This window comes from Bacillus sp. C1, from assembly GCF_054570475.1.
On record NZ_JBTMZT010000004.1, the window covers coordinates 233322 to 249929 of the forward strand.

Annotated in this window: 13 protein-coding genes and 2 pseudogenes; 2 read left to right on the forward strand and 13 right to left on the reverse strand. The window is 36.9% G+C overall.

Translation table 11 applies throughout. The features are described 5' to 3' along the window. Positions 1-49 precede the first annotated feature (49 nt). From ftsX to ACX5JI_RS15055, 13 genes and pseudogenes are all read right to left on the reverse strand, one after another. A complete protein-coding gene (gene ftsX / locus ACX5JI_RS14995) occupies positions 50-943 on the reverse strand; it encodes a permease-like cell division protein FtsX (RefSeq protein WP_459501833.1) in 894 nt (297 codons plus the stop codon). Next, complete coding sequence (ftsE, locus tag ACX5JI_RS15000; protein WP_459501834.1) at positions 933-1622, reverse strand: cell division ATP-binding protein FtsE; 690 nt, start codon at positions 1620-1622, stop codon at positions 933-935. The genes ftsX and ftsE overlap by 11 nt, the downstream gene beginning before the upstream one ends. 516 nt (positions 1623-2138) lie before the next feature. Beyond that, on the reverse strand, positions 2139-2462 hold the full coding sequence (cccB, locus tag ACX5JI_RS15005) for a cytochrome c551 (protein ID WP_459501835.1): 324 nt from the start codon (positions 2460-2462) through the stop codon (positions 2139-2141). A gap of 439 nt (positions 2463-2901) precedes the next feature. Next, a protein-coding gene (gene prfB, locus ACX5JI_RS15010) for a peptide chain release factor 2 (protein WP_459501836.1) occupies positions 2902-4003 on the reverse strand; the annotation gives its coding sequence in 2 pieces (ribosomal slippage) (positions 2902-3930 and positions 3932-4003; 1101 coding nt in all). Positions 4004-4175: 172 nt separating this feature from the next. Continuing rightward, the coding region (gene secA, locus ACX5JI_RS15015) for a preprotein translocase subunit SecA (RefSeq protein ID WP_459501837.1) at positions 4176-6183 on the reverse strand (2008 nt) is incomplete at its 5' end. A gap of 1 nt (position 6184) precedes the next feature. Beyond that, positions 6185-6904: pseudogene (secA, locus tag ACX5JI_RS15020) on the reverse strand (preprotein translocase subunit SecA); the annotation flags it as partial. Positions 6905-7633: 729 nt separating this feature from the next. Continuing rightward, on the reverse strand, positions 7634-8176 hold the full coding sequence (gene hpf, locus ACX5JI_RS15025) for a ribosome hibernation-promoting factor, HPF/YfiA family (protein WP_459501838.1): 543 nt from the start codon (positions 8174-8176) through the stop codon (positions 7634-7636). A 613-nt stretch (positions 8177-8789) separates the two neighbouring features. Further along, positions 8790-8987 (reverse strand): cold shock protein CspC, encoded by a 198-nt coding sequence (cspC, locus tag ACX5JI_RS15030; protein WP_001162040.1) that lies wholly within the window; start codon positions 8985-8987, stop codon positions 8790-8792. A gap of 126 nt (positions 8988-9113) precedes the next feature. Next, on the reverse strand, positions 9114-9818 hold the full coding sequence (locus ACX5JI_RS15035) for a ComFC family protein (RefSeq protein WP_459501839.1): 705 nt from the start codon (positions 9816-9818) through the stop codon (positions 9114-9116). Then, complete coding sequence (locus ACX5JI_RS15040; RefSeq protein WP_459501840.1) at positions 9818-11164, reverse strand: ATP-dependent helicase ComFA; 1347 nt, start codon at positions 11162-11164, stop codon at positions 9818-9820. Before ACX5JI_RS15040 ends, ACX5JI_RS15035 begins: the two co-directional genes overlap by 1 nt. Before the next feature lie 312 nt (positions 11165-11476). Then, positions 11477-12932 (reverse strand): annotated as a pseudogene (locus tag ACX5JI_RS15045) (C40 family peptidase). Between the two features lie 136 nt (positions 12933-13068). Further along, on the reverse strand, positions 13069-13383 hold the full coding sequence (locus tag ACX5JI_RS15050; protein WP_012096183.1) for a winged helix-turn-helix transcriptional regulator: 315 nt from the start codon (positions 13381-13383) through the stop codon (positions 13069-13071). Positions 13384-13718: 335 nt separating this feature from the next. Next, positions 13719-14561: a DegV family protein gene (locus ACX5JI_RS15055; RefSeq protein WP_459501841.1), complete on the reverse strand. Its 843-nt coding sequence runs from the start codon at positions 14559-14561 to the stop codon at positions 13719-13721. 237 nt (positions 14562-14798) lie between these two features. On the opposite strand from ACX5JI_RS15055, the gene ACX5JI_RS15060 reads away from it, so the two are divergent. Both ACX5JI_RS15060 and ACX5JI_RS15065 read left to right on the forward strand, forming a co-directional pair. Then, the gene (locus tag ACX5JI_RS15060) at positions 14799-15440 is read left to right on the forward strand and encodes a YigZ family protein (protein ID WP_459501842.1); all 642 of its coding nucleotides are present in this window, start codon (positions 14799-14801) and stop codon (positions 15438-15440) included. Between the two features lie 24 nt (positions 15441-15464). Continuing rightward, positions 15465-16556, forward strand: a complete 1092-nt coding sequence (locus ACX5JI_RS15065; RefSeq protein ID WP_459501843.1) for an LCP family protein — start codon at positions 15465-15467, stop codon at positions 16554-16556. Positions 16557-16608: the final 52 nt, after the last annotated feature.

Genomic DNA, 16608 nt, shown 5'->3' on the forward strand with positions numbered 1-16608 from the left:
ACCTATTTCTACTATATGATAAGCTTGTACGAATTATGTTTGCAACTTTTTATACTTTTAAGAAGCGACGAATTGACATGACACTTCCCCACATACCGATTAATGCGCCAATTAACACTAATAAACCGGAAAGTTGGAATACAAACGGACTATATGGAAGAAGCTCGAAAATCGTTCCACCAAGCTTTTCATTAAACACACCTTGAAGTGAATTATAAACAGATAAAATCACGATAATTGGGATAATCGAACCGAGTACTCCTAAGAATAGACCTTCTAATAAGAACGGCCAACGAATAAACCAGTTTGTTGCCCCAACAAGTTTCATAATTTCAATCTCTGTGCTTCGTGCATAAATTGTAATTTTGATTGTATTAGAGATTAAGAACATTGCTGTGAATAAAAGACCAGCAATTAATACAATCCCAATATTACGACCTGTTTTTACTGTATCAAATAATTTTTCAACTTGGCCTTTGCCATATTGAACTGTACTTACAAATTGCATTTTCCCAACTTTTTTCGCAATTGTAGCTGTATCTGTTGGCTCTGTCGCTTTTACAACAAATACGTCTTTAAGTGGGTTATCTTGCTCAAATAGCTCAAACGTTTTTCCACTGTCACCTAAGCTTTTAATCAAACGTTTTAATTCTTCTTCTTTAGAAGAATATTTAACAGAATCTACTTTTGCAATTTTGCTAATATCTTCTTCCAATTTCTTTTGATCCGCTTCTTTTGCTGCTGGATCAATGTGTACACGAATTTCTACATCTTGCTCCACTTTCGTTGCGAAGTGGTTCATATTCATAATCGCTGTTAAAAAGACACCTACAAGTAATAATGTAACTGTTACTGCACTTACAGAAGCAAACGTCATCCATCCGTTACGGGATAGATTTTTTACACCTTCTCGTAAATGTCGACTAAGGGTTTTAGTCTTCATATCCATATCCTCCCTCAATCTCATCTCGAACAATTTTTCCGCCTTCAATCGCAATTACGCGATGACGAATTGTATTTACGATATCCGCATTATGCGTCGCCATAATAATTGTTGTATCACGCTTCTCATTAATACGTTTAAAAATATCCATAATATCAAGCGCTGTATCAATATCTAAGTTTCCTGTCGGCTCATCGGCAATCACAACTTTTGGTTTGTTTACAATTGCTCTTGCAATTGCCACACGCTGTTGTTCTCCGCCCGAAAGTTCACCTGGAAGTGCATCCGCACGATCTTCAAGACCTACAAGACCTAACACTTCAGTAACACGCTCTAGAATTGCCTCAGGTTCTTCTTCAATTACCTCTAAAGCAAATGCCACATTCTCATATACCGTTAATTTAGGTAGCAATTTAAAGTCTTGGAAAATAACGCCTAGCTGACGACGAAAATATGGTACATCTCGCTCTGCTAGCGTTTCAATTGTAAGACCGTTTATATTGATTGATCCTGTTGTTGGTTTTTCTTCACGATACATCATCTTAATAAATGTAGATTTCCCGGCTCCACTCGGTCCAACTACGTATACAAATTCACCCTGCTTAATGTTAACTGTGAGTCCATTAATGGCTTTCATACCATTTGGATACTCCTTATAAACATTCGTCATTTTTATCATTATTTATCACCCAATACTTAATGATTTTTTTTCGACACACTTTCCTGTCTATCTGAACATGAAAGTAAAAGCTTCCACTCTTACTTATACTCTGTTGCATTACAAACTTATAGGAGTATTTCTGTTGTTTCAAATAACAGCATATATAACCTATTACTGTTTTATGTACATGTTTCAGCAAATTTCTACAAACTACATTGTAACATCATTCAGTTTCCAATTCGGATACATTTTTGTTACAGTTATGTTACAGCAGTGCGGACGGTGAAAAAATAACATAAAACCCTTTCTTTTGGACTAGATACATAGTAACAGTCGCTCAAAACAGAACGAGAATATGAGTGCAAATCACCTGTTCCTTTATAGCGGTAATTTATATGTTGTAACATCAAAACGGGTTTATACACAATTACTACTAAACGATGAATGATCTTATAATCTAGCTTTTTAATATTTCATAAAATAAGCTACGGCGTCCAAAATCGTAGGATGTTGGACGAGCCGCCTCTGCTTTTCTTATTTATGTTCTGCTAACCATTCTGATACTTTTTTTGCATCTTCACCTTGAATAAGTCCTGGCGACATCGAACCGCGCCCTTTTTTAATAATATCTGCAATCTCCGCCGCGTCGTATTTACCGCCTACTTTTCGTAAATCTGGTCCAGTTGCACCAGATAAATCGCTAGCATGACAACCTGCACAACTTTTTTGAAAGATTTGTTCTGCACTATCAGTACTTGCAGATTGGTTTGAAGACGTGCCTTCTTCTTTCTTTCCACATGCTCCTACAGTAAGAGCTAATGATGTTCCTAATGCAATAGCCAACAATTTCTTTTTCACTTATATCGCTCCCTATTGTTGATATCCTTCTTCTTATTGATATAGCCATACTTTCACATAGCACTCACTTGTCATTATAATAATTATCTCTTTATAGAAAAACCAACCTTAATAGGATATTTTTCACAAAAACAATGAAAACCCTATTCATATAAAGCTTTCACCAATTGTTTCAATTCTGTGAACAAATGGATTTCACTGTAAAGATACTGCTTTTACAAAACAAAAAGTAAAAAACCTACTAAGTTTCCTTACCATATATAGCTCGATTCTTATATTTTCTTCTTTTTACAAAACAATATACGAACTTGTATGATACAACTAAGCCCCATTAAAAAGAGAAGTTGTTATCCAACTTCTCTAATCAATAAAGACAAGATATGCCTCTTTATACCCTCTCTATTTCCTCACCAATGCCAACATTCCGTTGGCTTTTTTCTTAAGAAATACGAGAACGTAAATACGCATCAATAAATGGATCAATTTCTCCATCCATAACCGCTTGTACATTACCAACTTCTGTATTTGTACGATGGTCTTTCACTAAAGAATATGGGTGGAATACGTAAGAACGAATTTGACTCCCCCAACCAATCTCTTTTTGTTCACCACGAATTTCAGCTAACTCTGCTTGCTGTTCTTCTAATTTCTTTTGATATAATTTCGCTTTTAACATTTTCATCGCATGTTCACGGTTTTTAATTTGTGAACGCTCTGATTGACATGTTACTACTGTATTTGTTGGTGTATGCGTAATACGAACCGCGGAATCCGTCGTATTAACGTGCTGTCCACCTGCACCACTCGCACGGTACGTATCTACTTTTAAATCTTCCGTACGTATTTCAATTTCGACATCATCATTAAATTCAGGTACAACTTCACAAGATACGAACGATGTATGACGACGGCCTGAAGAATCGAATGGTGAAATACGTACAAGACGGTGTACACCTTTCTCTGCTTTCAAGTAACCGTAAGCGTTATGACCTTTAATTAATAATGTTACGCTTTTAATTCCAGCTTCATCACCTGGTAAATAATCAACTGTATCCACTTTAAACCCACGCTTTTCAGCCCAGCGTGTATACATGCGTAATAACATAGAACCCCAGTCTTGTGATTCCGTTCCACCAGCACCTGGGTGCAGCTCTAAAATCGCATTATTTTTATCATAAGGATCGCTTAATAATAACTGAAGTTCATATTCATTCATTTCTTGAACTAAAGATTTTACCTCAGCTTCTAATTCCTCATGTAAATCCTCATCATATTCTTCTTTTAAAAGTTCATGTGTCACTTCTAAATTTTCAAATGTTTCATCTAACTGACGAAACTTTCCAACCATTTCTTTTAACGCATTCGCTTCGTTAATAACTGTTTGTGCACTTTGTTGATCATCCCAAAAGCCTGCACCCATCATCGTCTCTTCTAATTCTGCAATGCGATTTTCCTTTGTAGGAAGGTCAAAGAGACCCCCTAAAAGCCGCTAATCTCTTAGCCATTTTTTCTAATTCTTGCCTAATTTCTACTAATTCCATGCTCTTCACCTCTATGTAATTGCTTTCGCTTTTATATAAAACAAGGGAAACTCCCTCCGCTTGTTACAGAGAGAGTTTATCCCTTCTTATTATATGGATATTCCTAAATTTTTTCCATTTGGAAAATGAAACGTTGTGGGTTAAACAATCGGCGTTCCAGCTCCGCTTTTACTTATTTCCCAATGCCACAGCAGTTTTTATATTTTTTGCCGCTACCACATTTGCATAAGTCGTTACGTCCCATTTGGTCACCTTTTACAACAGGTTTCTTTTTCGCTTCTTCACCGTCATCGCTTGGACGAACCGCTTCACCTTGCGCTACTTCTTGGCGCTCTAGATTTTGTTCAATTTCTGCTTTCATAATGTAACGAGAAATTTCTTCCTCAATAGAAGCAATCATTGACTCAAACATTGCGAATCCTTCCATTTGATATTCACGAAGTGGATCAATTTGACCGTAAGCACGTAAATGGATACCTTCACGAAGATGATCCATCGCATCGATATGATCCATCCATTTCGTATCGACAACGCGGAATACAACAACTTTTTCAAATTCGCGCATTTGTTCTTCTGGTAGAAGTTTTTCTTTTTCATCATAACGCTTCATTAATTTTCCAATGATTGGCTCGCTCATTTCCTCTGGTGCAAGGCGACGTAATTCTTCGTCCTTAATATCGCCTTCCTCAAGAAGGTTTGTATTTAAATAATCAATCAAGCCTTTAATGTTCCAATCCTCTTCAATCTCATCTTGCGTATGAAGGGCAACAGCACGTTCTACAGTAGATTTCATCATACCTTCGATAATGCCACGTAAGTTTTCAGATTCCATCACTTCTTGACGTTGTTTGTAAATAACTTCACGTTGTTGGCGAAGTACATCGTCATATTGCAGAAGTTGTTTACGTGCATCATAGTTATTTCCTTCTACGCGTTTTTGCGCAGATTCTACAGCACGAGATACCATTTTACTTTCAATTGGCTGTGAGTCATCCATACCAAGACGATCCATCATTGATTTCATATTATCGGAACCAAAGCGGCGCATTAATTCATCTTCCATTGATAAGTAGAACTGCGTCACACCAGGGTCTCCTTGACGTCCTGAACGACCACGTAACTGATTATCAATACGACGGCTTTCATGACGTTCTGTACCAATAACTGCTAGACCGCCTGCTTCTTTTACACCTTCGCCTAGTTTAATATCCGTACCACGACCAGCCATGTTTGTCGCAATCGTTACAGAGCCTTTAAATCCTGCTTCTGTAATAATATCAGCTTCACGTGCATGGTTTTTCGCATTCAAAACGTTATGACGTACACCTTTACGCGTTAACATATTTGAAATAAGTTCAGACGTTTCAATCGCAACAGTACCAACAAGAACTGGTTGTCCTTGTTTATGGCGTTTTACAATGTCCTCAACAACCGCATTAAACTTACCTTCCATCGTTTTGAAGATTAAATCTGCACGATCATCACGAACAATCTCTCTATTTGTCGGGATTACGATAACATTCATATTATAAATATTACGGAATTCCTCTTCTTCCGTTTTCGCTGTACCAGTCATACCTGATAACTTTTCGTACATACGGAAGTAGTTTTGGAACGTAATGGTTGCTAGCGTCATACTTTCATTTTGAATTTCTACGCCTTCTTTTGCTTCAATCGCTTGGTGTAATCCTTCACTATAACGGCGTCCTTTCATAAGACGACCAGTAAATTGGTCTACAATTACGATTTCGCCTTCTTGTACAACATAATCTGTATCGCGGTGCATCACAACATGTGCACGAAGTGCCTGATTAATATGATGAAGAAGTGCAACATGTTTTAAATCAAATAAGTTTTCAATATGGAAAGCTTTCTCAGCCTTCGTAATCCCATCTTCTGTTAACATGACATTTTTCGTCTTCACATCAAATGAGTATTCTTTTTCATTTTGTAACGTACGAACAAAGGCATTTGCAAACATATATAGTTCTGTTGATTTTTGCGCTTGTCCTGAAATGATAAGCGGCGTACGTGCTTCATCAACTAAAATGGAATCGACTTCATCAATAATCGCGAAATGAAGCGGACGTTGAACGCATTGCTCTTTATACAGAACCATGTTATCGCGCAAATAGTCAAAACCAAGTTCGTTATTTGTACTATATGTGATATCAGCCGCGNAAAGGCATTTGCAAACATATATAGTTCTGTTGATTTTTGCGCTTGTCCTGAAATGATAAGCGGCGTACGTGCTTCATCAACTAAAATGGAATCGACTTCATCAATAATCGCGAAATGAAGCGGACGTTGAACGCATTGCTCTTTATACAGAACCATGTTATCGCGCAAATAGTCAAAACCAAGTTCGTTATTTGTACTATATGTGATATCAGCCGCGTAAGCAGCTTGCTTTTCCTCACGTGACATACTATTTAAGTTAATTCCCACTGTTAAACCTAGGAACTCATGTAGGTGTCCCATTTCACTCGCGTCACGCTGTGCTAAGTATTCATTGACTGTAACAACATGCACACCTTTACCTGTTAAAGCATTTAAGTACACTGGTAAAGTAGACGTTAGCGTTTTACCTTCCCCTGTTTTCATCTCAGAGATATTTCCTTCATGTAAGGCAATACCCCCCATTAATTGCACAGGATAAGGGCGCATACCAAGAACGCGTGTCGCTGCTTCACGAACAACCGCAAAAGCTTCCGGTAATAAATCGTCTACTGTCTCACCTTTCGTAAGACGCTCTTTAAATTCAATTGTTTTCCCTTTTAACTGTTCATCCGTTAGTGGCTTAATAGATGATTCTAAACCTTCTATTTGATCCACAATTTTCTGCATACGTTTAATTTGGCGTTGGTTTACATCAAACACCTTTTTTAAAATACCGATCATAGGGAATACGCTCCTCTTTTATTAAAATAAAACTTCTGATCGCGCTCTATATTTCTGTTCACAAATCAGTCGTTATAAATAGCTCATTTATTTACTGCCAATTTCTCTCCTACTATAAAAACAAATGTATAAACCTAATGATAATTGTAACACTTGTTTTATAACTATGACAACAACTGGCCAAATGCATGACCGAAATTAGCAGAAACTTTGATCAATAAAAGTTTTATCTTGTTCTTTCAAACTACATCGAAAGTAAAAGAGTTCGCTTTAGATGTAGGACCAACTGCCCGTAAAACCTCGATCATCAGGTAGGATCAATACCTACCAGCTTAGCTATAAGAACTTCTGCTAAAGTACCATTCAATTAAAAAAGAAACATGGAAATTTGACGACGTGGGTTCGTATAAAGTGATGAATGAAATTTTACCCCGCATTAACGGGCAATAAGATCCCCACCTCAAGATTCAGAGAAATGCAAGGAAGATAGGTGGGAGTCGGGCTGTCCGTAAATGCCCGATTGGTGAGGGCTAATAATCAGCGGGTGATGAAGCCCCCACTGATTAAAGTTTCACTTTATCGACGATTTTTTCAATATATCAACCATTCCTCACAATATATCGGCGCAAATCCGAATATGTCGACGATTCGCCAAAAAACAGGAGCCCCTAGCTCCTGTTTTCCAATAAACTGAAAAACGCAGCCTTTTACAGCTGCGTTTTTTACTTATTATTTTGTTTCAATTACGCCATATTTCCCATCTTTACGGCCATATACAACATTAGTTTCATTTGTATCGGCATTTGTGAAGACGAAGAAGTTATGTCCTAACATATCCATTTGTAAAATCGCTTCTTCTACATCCATTGGTTTTAAGTCAAATCGTTTTGTACGTACAAGTTCTAATTCATCCTCATACACTTCTTCCTGAGTAGCCGCTGGCTCTGTAAGAATAAATGCAGTTTTAGCAGAACCTTTTTCACGTAATTTACGATTTACTTTTGTTTTATGTTTACGAATTTGTCGCTCAATTTTATCAACAACTAAATCAATTGCAGCGTACATATCGCTATGAGTTTCTTCAGCGCGAAGTAATAAATCTGTGAATGGGATTGTTACTTCGACACGTTGTTTGTCAGAGTATACTTTCAAATTAACTTTAATCTCAGGAAATGTATCAAAATAACGCTCTAATTTGCTAAGTTTTTTTTCTACATATTCCTTTAATGCTGGAGTTACTTCAATATTTTCACCACGAATGTTGAATTTCATAGATGAATTCCTCCTTTCAAGCCTATGTATATAATTTCGACAACGGCTTAAAAACTCCTTTTAACTTTTTAAAAAAGTTAATAAATTTGCAATTTATTATCGCTTTTTGTTGAAAAGAAAAGATGCATCGTTTCTATGCTTTTATTTTACCCTATTAACACCGTAGTTAACGAAGGTAAGTATGGAGAATTCGTTACAGAAAAGAGGCAACTTTTTGACATTTTTATCATTGTATTGAAAGACCTATCCCCTTTCTTTTAGATGGAAGAGATCATCCGCTCATGTATAGATGCGGTCAGGGCCTTTTTTAGCCCCATGCCATGTAAAAACAGAAAGAAATAATGAGTGGACATCTCTTTCTATTTTCATAACCGTAATTTATATATTAGAAGATCCAATTAGGATTACAAATCGAAAAAAAGCTCTCAATAAAAAAATCATCCACTCATGCATAGACGTGGTCAACACCATGCAAAAGCAGAAGGAGACATCAAATAGACGTCTCCTTCTGCTTTTCATAGTCATAATTTATATAGCCACTAATCCAATTAAATATATATAAACCGTTGCCACAACTACAGCTTTATGCTTCGCCAAAAACTTGAACACAAAATTATAATTTCACAACATTTGCTGCTTGTGGCCCACGCGCACCATCTACAATATCAAACTCTACTTTTTGTCCCTCTTCTAACGACTTATAACCATCTTGTTGAATTGCAGAAAAATGAACAAAAACATCATCACCATCTTCGCGCTCAATAAACCCAAATCCTTTTTCTGCATTAAACCATTTTACTCTTCCTTGCATGCTCGTTCCATTCCCTTCACTCTAAAAATAAGGGGATTTCCCCCGTAATTTGACTATAACGACTGACAACATATCAAGTCAAAGAAGTCTTGTCGTCTTTTTATTGTATCTTTCGACATTCACATGTTATCCGCGGCAAAGGGTAAGACTAGAAACAGTTTGAGCACCTGCATCATATAAACACGCCGCAACTTGTCTAACCGTAATTCCTGTCGTATATACATCATCAATAAGTAACAGATGCTGCCCAGTAAACCTTTCTTCTTTACGAAAATAAAAAGGATTCGTTCCCCTCAGTCTTTCAATACGTCTTTTTTTACTTTGCTTTTCCGTATCTTTTCTACTCAAAGACGTTTGCAGCACCATATTTGGTAAACAAACTGCTAACAACTCCGCTTGATTAAAGCCACGCTCATATTCCCTCTCCTTACTAAGCGGAATTGGAATAATCGCATGACAATCTAAAAAGTACTTGCGAAACGTCGCTACAAAATCCGCTTGAAAAATTTGAACAAGCTCAGCATCACCGCGAAATTTAAACTGAGCTAACAACTCCTTCATCCAATCATTATAAATGTACACAGATCGATTCTTTATAGGTAAAAATCGGTCCGCCTTCTTCCACCTTATACAATCCTTACAAACATTCCCTTCTCTATACTCCTTTGAAAGAAACTCAAAAGGTCTACCACAGTCATCACAAATATCTCCTATAATATGGGGAAGTTTCCGTTCACACCTCTCACATATACATCGCCTTTCAAACTTAATAAAAAATGAATGCCAGCTAACACTCTCTAAAATAAAATCATCACAAAGTAAACAATGCATTAATCTATCAATCCTTCTCGTTTCGCCCTCGCATTCATAGATTGAATATGCTTTTTCGCGTGTACCATTGCTTCTGTTTTTCCATAATGAAAATAAAAAACATCACCATCTGGCTTACGATGACTTCTACCAGCCCTGCCAGCAATTTGTACAAGTGCACTTTCTGAAAAAATGGCTTCTTCCGCCCCTAACACAGCTACTTGTAAATTTTCTACCGTCACACCGCGTTCTAAAATCGTCGTCGTTACTAATAACGGGATCTCCCCTTTTCGAAACGCAGCTACTTTTTCTTTCCGCTCTGAATCTTCCGCATGAACACCTTCAATTCGATTATCTAATGGTTTTAACAATGCCGTTACTTCATCAATGTAACGTACGTGGGGAACAAATAGAAAAATAGGAGATTGTTTGAGGAGATGATACTTTAACCATGTTAAAACAACGAGCGGAATTCCTTGTCGCTTTAGCGCCTTTTTCCAATTGCCGCACCACCTGAATCTCGGGACTGGCAAAGGATGACGATGATAGCGCCCTGGAATAATTACCCCTTTTTGTTTCCCGTTCGCTAACTTACGCTTCCATGTTTCTGCTGGCGTTGCAGTTAAGTAAATGTGTGCTGCATTCTCTTTACTCGCCTGCGCTACTGCATAATGAAGCATCTTGTCCGCCGCATATGGAAAGGCATCAATCTCATCCACAATCATGACATCAAATGCTCTATAATAACGAAGCAACTGATGTGTTGTAGAAACAAAGAGTCTTGCTTCCTTTTCACGATCGAAACTACCACCATATAGTGCAGCAATCAATACATCAGGAAAAACAGCCTGTAAACGAGGTGCTAACTCTAACACAACGTCGGTCCGCGGCGTCGCAATACAAACCCGCTCTCCTTTTTTGAGCGCCTCTTCTATTCCATAAAACAGCATCTCTGTCTTGCCAGCTCCGCATACTGCCCAGATAAAAAAAGATTCTTTTTGGCGTACTGCTTCTGTTACTCCGCTAGCTGCCCTCTCCTGTCCAAGTGATAATTTCCCCTCCCATCGTAAAGGATTCGGCAAACTCTCCCATACTACATCTCGTATATCTCGAACGAGCACGGTACATTCTCCCACTCGCCCCATCGTGATGCATTTTCGGCAATATGTGCACATTTGATTGCACTTTTTACATAAAAACGAAGCAAATAACCGCCCTTCCATATTTCCGCAGCGCTGACATACATAGCGTGAAGATTTCTTGATAACACCTCTTTCTAAAGAGATCTTTCCTTGTCCTTCCATACGATCTAATTCATCCTTTGTAACGAATAGCTCTTCTAACAACACCTGTCTTCCTGCTAACATCGTAACACCCCTATAAAGTGAAGTTTTAATCAATGTTTTTCCTCTCCACTACTTGTTCACCCTCAGTAATCGGACTTCTATCGGATTCATTTCCCATTAGATTTCCACATGGGGCTTAAAAAAGAACTGACCGTTTCTATCCATGGACGGACGCTCTCTCCTATCTAAAAAAGATGTTTTTATTTGTACTTACATCGCTTAACTGTACTATACCGCCTTCTCTTTCTCTCGTAAAAACGCAAAAAAGCCGATAACCTACTTTTAAAATAGTAAGCTATCGACTTTATACACATGTTTTATATCATTCAAATCCTAGAATCTACCGTAACCTAAGAAATGTTTTTGATTATAGCTGCTGTTAATATCACCGTATGCGATACCTTTATCACTAGCATGAATCATTTGGCCATTACCAACGTAAATACCAATATGAGAAGGACCCGCCTTATAAGTACCTTGGAAGAATACTAAGTCTCCAGGTTGTGGGCTACTTACTTTAGAAACTGAGTTCCAGTAACCAGCAACATCTTGACGACCTACACCAAAAATGTAAGAGATGAAACCACTGCAGTCAAAACCGCCATTTGATGGAGATGCACTTCCCCATACATACGGAAGACCAAGGTATTGTTGTGCTTTACCAATTACGCCACCTGTATTTGGTGCTGGCGTATCTTGTTTTTTCTCTTGCTTTTTCTCTTCTTTTTTAGGCTCTTCTTTTTTAGACTCTTCTTTTTTAGGTTGCTCTTGTTTAGGTTCTTCTTTCTTAACTTCTTCTTTTTTAGGCTCTTCTGCTTTTGCTGGTGCTGCCGCTTGCTCTGCAGGTGCTGCTTGTTGTTTTTGAGCTTCTTCTGCTTGTTTCTTCGCAGCTTCTTCTTGTGCAGCTTTTGCTTTCTCTTCTTCTTCAGCTATACGTTGTAATTGTAACGCTTGTTTTTCAAGATCTTTTAATTGCTCTTCTGTGCTTGTCATGCTGTTTACAACTGTATCCATTTTACCGCTTAAATCATTTACTGCTTCTTGTTTTTTTGCTTTTTCAACATCAAGTTCTTTCTTTACATCTTCGATTTTCACTTGTGCTTCTTTTAATTCTTTTTGTTTTTCTTTTACCGTTTCAACATCTTTTTTCACATTTGTTTGATCTTCTTGTTGTGTTTTCATGATATCTTCATCAGATTCAAAAATTTTAGAAACAGAAGTTAAACGATCTACTAAATCAGCAATATTTTTAGAGTTTACAACAACTTCAGTTACGATGTTCGTATTTGGTTGCTCTTGAAGTGCTACTAAGCGCTTTCTTAATAAATCTTCACGCTTTGCGATTTTTGTTTGTAACTCTGCAATATTTTGATTTTTCTTCTCGATTAGTGCTTGTGTTTCTTCTACTTTTTTCGTTGTTTCTTCAAGTTTTCCAGCGTTTTCTTGAACAGACTTATCTAAACCTTGAACTGTTTTATTTAAGTCATTCATTTGTTTTTGAAGCTCATCACGTTCTTGTTGTTGTTTATGTAAAGTGTCATTTTGTGCGTTAATTTGTGTATTTACATCCTCAGCCTTTTCCGCAAACACATTTGGTGTTACTACCGAAAACATCATAAATCCTGCAGCCAATGCGCAAGACGCCATTTTTAGCTTTTTCATTTTGTTTTTTACACCGCTTTCTTTTTTTCTTTTCCGTATATAATCTATTAAAATTTATATCATATTTCAGGACATATTTTATCAATGTTACGCTTTTGTAAAATAAATGTAATATTTCGCATGTCATTTCCTGACATTTCTCTTCTAATCCTGTATTTCTTTGTAGAATCTTAAGACAATCACGCTATATTTTTGTGTAATTGTCATAAAAAATCACAAGGAGTTTCCCTTGTGATTTTTTTCCCTATTCATCGATTACTCTGTTATTTCACCCATTTTTCAGCCCAGTTTTGGACTTCATTCATAACACTTTCTAACGCTTTTCCTTTATCTGTCAATCCATATTCGATTCTAACAGGTACTTCTGGATAAACATTACGTACGACGATACCTTCACTCTCTAATTCCTTTAAACGCTCTGACAACATACGATCACTCATATTCGGGATAATATCCGCAATTTCTCTAAAGCGTTTCGGTTCTTCTAGCAAAGATTTAATAATTAAGCCCGTCCACTTTTTACTAAGTAGTGTAAAAGCCGACTCAAACTTTGGACATAAACAAGAATTATGCTCCATATGTTTCACCTCTCCTTCATTATAAAATAGTTTCTTATAAAAAGTAAGCAATAAAACTTTCCCCATTCTATATAAACATTTTGATTTACCAGTATATAAATCGCAGCTATGAAAAACAAAAAGAAACTCCCTCTCTTTTTCTCCTTCTGTTTTCACATAGCATAGGGCTTAAAACGACTCTGTCCGCTTCTATCTATGAACGGTCCTCTCTACCACCTAAAAAAATGCTTTTTTATCGCTCTTTCGTAAGTTAAATTTTACCAATTTTAACTTACCAATTCAATATGAATATCCGTAAAAAAACTCTCTACAAAAAGAGAGCTTTTACATTTTTATTATTTTATATACCAGCCTAAGCCTAGTGCACCTTCTCCTAAATGCGTTCCAATTACAGCACCGAAATAGCCAATGCTAATTGTAGCATTTGGATACTTTTCTTGTAATTCTCGCTGCCACTCTTTCGCCTCTTCTTCACGATTCGCATGAATAACAACAGCTTCCATTGGCAGACCTTTACTTGCCTGCTCATCAAGAATTTCGACGATACGCTTCAGCGCTTTTTTACGTGTACGAATTTTTTCAAACGGAACAATCACTTTATCTTTAAAATATAAAATAGGCTTTACTTGCAACAAACTTCCAATAAACGCCTGTGCACCATTTAAGCGACCACCACGTTGTAAATGATGTAAATCATCTACAACAAAATATGCATCCATTGTTTGTTTCATTTCATCCAGCCTAGCTAAAATTTCTTCTGGCGTTTTCCCTTCATTCGCCAGTTTTGCACCTTCACATACATAAAACCCTTGTACGGCACAACTAATTTCAGAATCATACGTATATACATCAATTCCTTCTACCATTTGTCCAGCTGTCGTTGCTGTTTGATACGTACCACTAAATCCACTTGAAAGAAAGATACTAACCACAGCATCGTATTCTTTCGATAGCTCTTCAAATAGCTCTACAAACTTTCCAATTGCTGGTTGAGAAGTTTTCGGAAGTTCTTTCTGTTCACGTACTTTTACATAAAAATCCTCCGCTGTAATCTCTGCCTCTTCTTGATAAGATTCCGTCCCAAAAACTACATTCAATGGGATCATATATATATTGAGTTCTTCACGAATATGCTTCGGTATATATGCTGTACTATCCGTAACAATAGCTGTTCTCATCTTCGTACCTGCCTTATAAAAAATTTTTATCTCTTAATTTTACACGAAAATAGAAAAAGGTGCATTACTGTATGAAAAATGCCGGTTTACGATTATAATCAGGAGCAGGGCAATTTACAATAAAAACATTCCATTTATCATATAATTTATTATCTTATTACAAAAAATGTTTGAATCTGAAAACGCCCCCTTTTACAATAAAAAGTACTAGTAATCTTGAAAGGTAGGAGCATACCATTGCTATTACAATATTTAACAATTAAAGAATACGGTGAGCACGAGATTGTCATTCAAAAATCACGTTTCATTTGCTATATAAGCCGCGCGAAAACAGAGGAAGAAGCGCAAGAATTTATTCAAAAAATAAAAAAGCAACATTGGAACGCAACGCATAACTGTTCGGCCTATTTAATTGGAGAACAAGATCAAATTCAAAAGGCAAATGATGACGGGGAACCAAGTGGTACAGCTGGTGTGCCGATGCTAGAGGTATTAAAAAAACGAGGCTTAAAAGATACCGTCGTTGTCGTCACACGCTATTTTGGTGGTATTAAACTTGGTGCTGGTGGTTTAATTCGCGCATATGGAAAATGTACAAGCGAAGGAATTAACCATGTAGGTGTCGTTGAAAGAAAATTAATGCGAGTTATGAAAACAGCAGTCGACTATACACTGCTCGGAAAAATTGAAAACGAATTACGTCACTCCAACTATGCAATTAAAGATATACATTACCTAGAAAATGTGACCTTTGACACTTATGTGGAAGAAGATCAAAAACAAGTTTTCACAAATTGGATGATTGAGTTAACAAATGGGAAATGTACAATACAAGAAGACGATATGCTTTATTTAGAGCAAAACGTTATGCAACAATAACATATAATTAAAAGGAGATTATGTATGGAAAAGCGTTATCATCATCTCCAAAAGAGAAGAATTAAAAAAAAGCGTAGACGTAGATTTTTCATCTATCTCATTGTTATAGGCCTCATTAGTAGTGTAGGACTTTATGCATTTAATTCTTATTCATCGCTTATGGAGATGTATAGTGGTTATACTCGTGATAAATCCAAATTACGTGAAACAAATGTAAAAATTACAAAAGAACCTTTCAATGTCCTCATTATGGGAATTGAAGATTATGCCACAGATGGACAAAATGGACGAACAGATTCCCTTATGCTCGCAAAAATTGATCCACAAACTAAAAGTGTTTCGCTTATGAGTATTCCACGTGACTCACGTGTTACGATTGCTGGAAAAAATAAAAAAGATAAAATTAACGCCGCACATGCTTATGGCGGAGAGAGAATGGCCATAGATACCGTCGAGCTGTTTTTTGGTGTACCTGTTGACCATTATATTAAAATCGATTTCAAAGGCTTTAAAGGCATTGTCGATGCTGTCGGCGGCATTACAGTTGATGTTCCGTTCGATTTTGAAGAACGATCTGATATCGATTACTACAAACTCATTCAGTTTAAACAAGGTAAACAAGAATTAAATGGGGAAGAAGCACTCGCTTATGTCCGTATGCGAAAACAAGACCCAAATGGGGATTATGGCCGTGCTGCAAGACAACGACAAGTACTTGCTGCAGTTGCTCATAAACTAAATTCCGCTTCCACTGTCTTTAAAATTAAAGACTTAACAGAAGTTGTTGGAAAATATATAAAAACTGATATACCTGTCTCTGACGGTCTGTCCTTATATAGTAAGTTTGCTGGCTTCGACCCTTCTACTATACAAACGATTAAATTAGAAGGTGCCGATAAAAAAATAAACGATATTTATTACTTTATCCCAGACGAAAAAAGCGTTCAAAACGTTCGCAATATCCTTTCGAAAAACTTAGAACAGGATAAGACAAACACGAATGCTACAACTGATTCAAATACAAATTCAAACACTCCACCTACTAAGAAAAAGGAGGAGGAAGAACTTCCTTCGACGAACGCGAACGCAGAATGGTTAATGCGGAATCATCAATAAAGCAGCAAAACAAAGAGCCTCTCCCTAGATCGACAGATAGGGGAAGAGGCTC

Coding starts and splice junctions, on each gene's coding strand:
- ftsX (WP_459501833.1), bottom strand. CDS start 943: ATGAAGACTAAAACCCTTAGTCGACATTTACGAGAAGGTGTAAAAAAT.
- ftsE (WP_459501834.1), bottom strand. CDS start 1,622: ATGATAAAAATGACGAATGTTTATAAGGAGTATCCAAATGGTATGAAA.
- hpf (WP_459501838.1), bottom strand. CDS start 8,176: ATGAAATTCAACATTCGTGGTGAAAATATTGAAGTAACTCCAGCATTA.
- cspC (WP_001162040.1), bottom strand. CDS start 8,987: ATGCAAGGAAGAGTAAAATGGTTTAATGCAGAAAAAGGATTTGGGTTT.
- ACX5JI_RS15035 (WP_459501839.1), bottom strand. CDS start 9,818: ATGCATTGTTTACTTTGTGATGATTTTATTTTAGAGAGTGTTAGCTGG.
- ACX5JI_RS15040 (WP_459501840.1), bottom strand. CDS start 11,164: ATGTTAGCAGGAAGACAGGTGTTGTTAGAAGAGCTATTCGTTACAAAG.
- ACX5JI_RS15050 (WP_012096183.1), bottom strand. CDS start 13,383: ATGGAGCATAATTCTTGTTTATGTCCAAAGTTTGAGTCGGCTTTTACA.
- ACX5JI_RS15055 (WP_459501841.1), bottom strand. CDS start 14,561: ATGAGAACAGCTATTGTTACGGATAGTACAGCATATATACCGAAGCAT.
- ACX5JI_RS15065 (WP_459501843.1), top strand. CDS start 15,465: ATGGAAAAGCGTTATCATCATCTCCAAAAGAGAAGAATTAAAAAAAAG.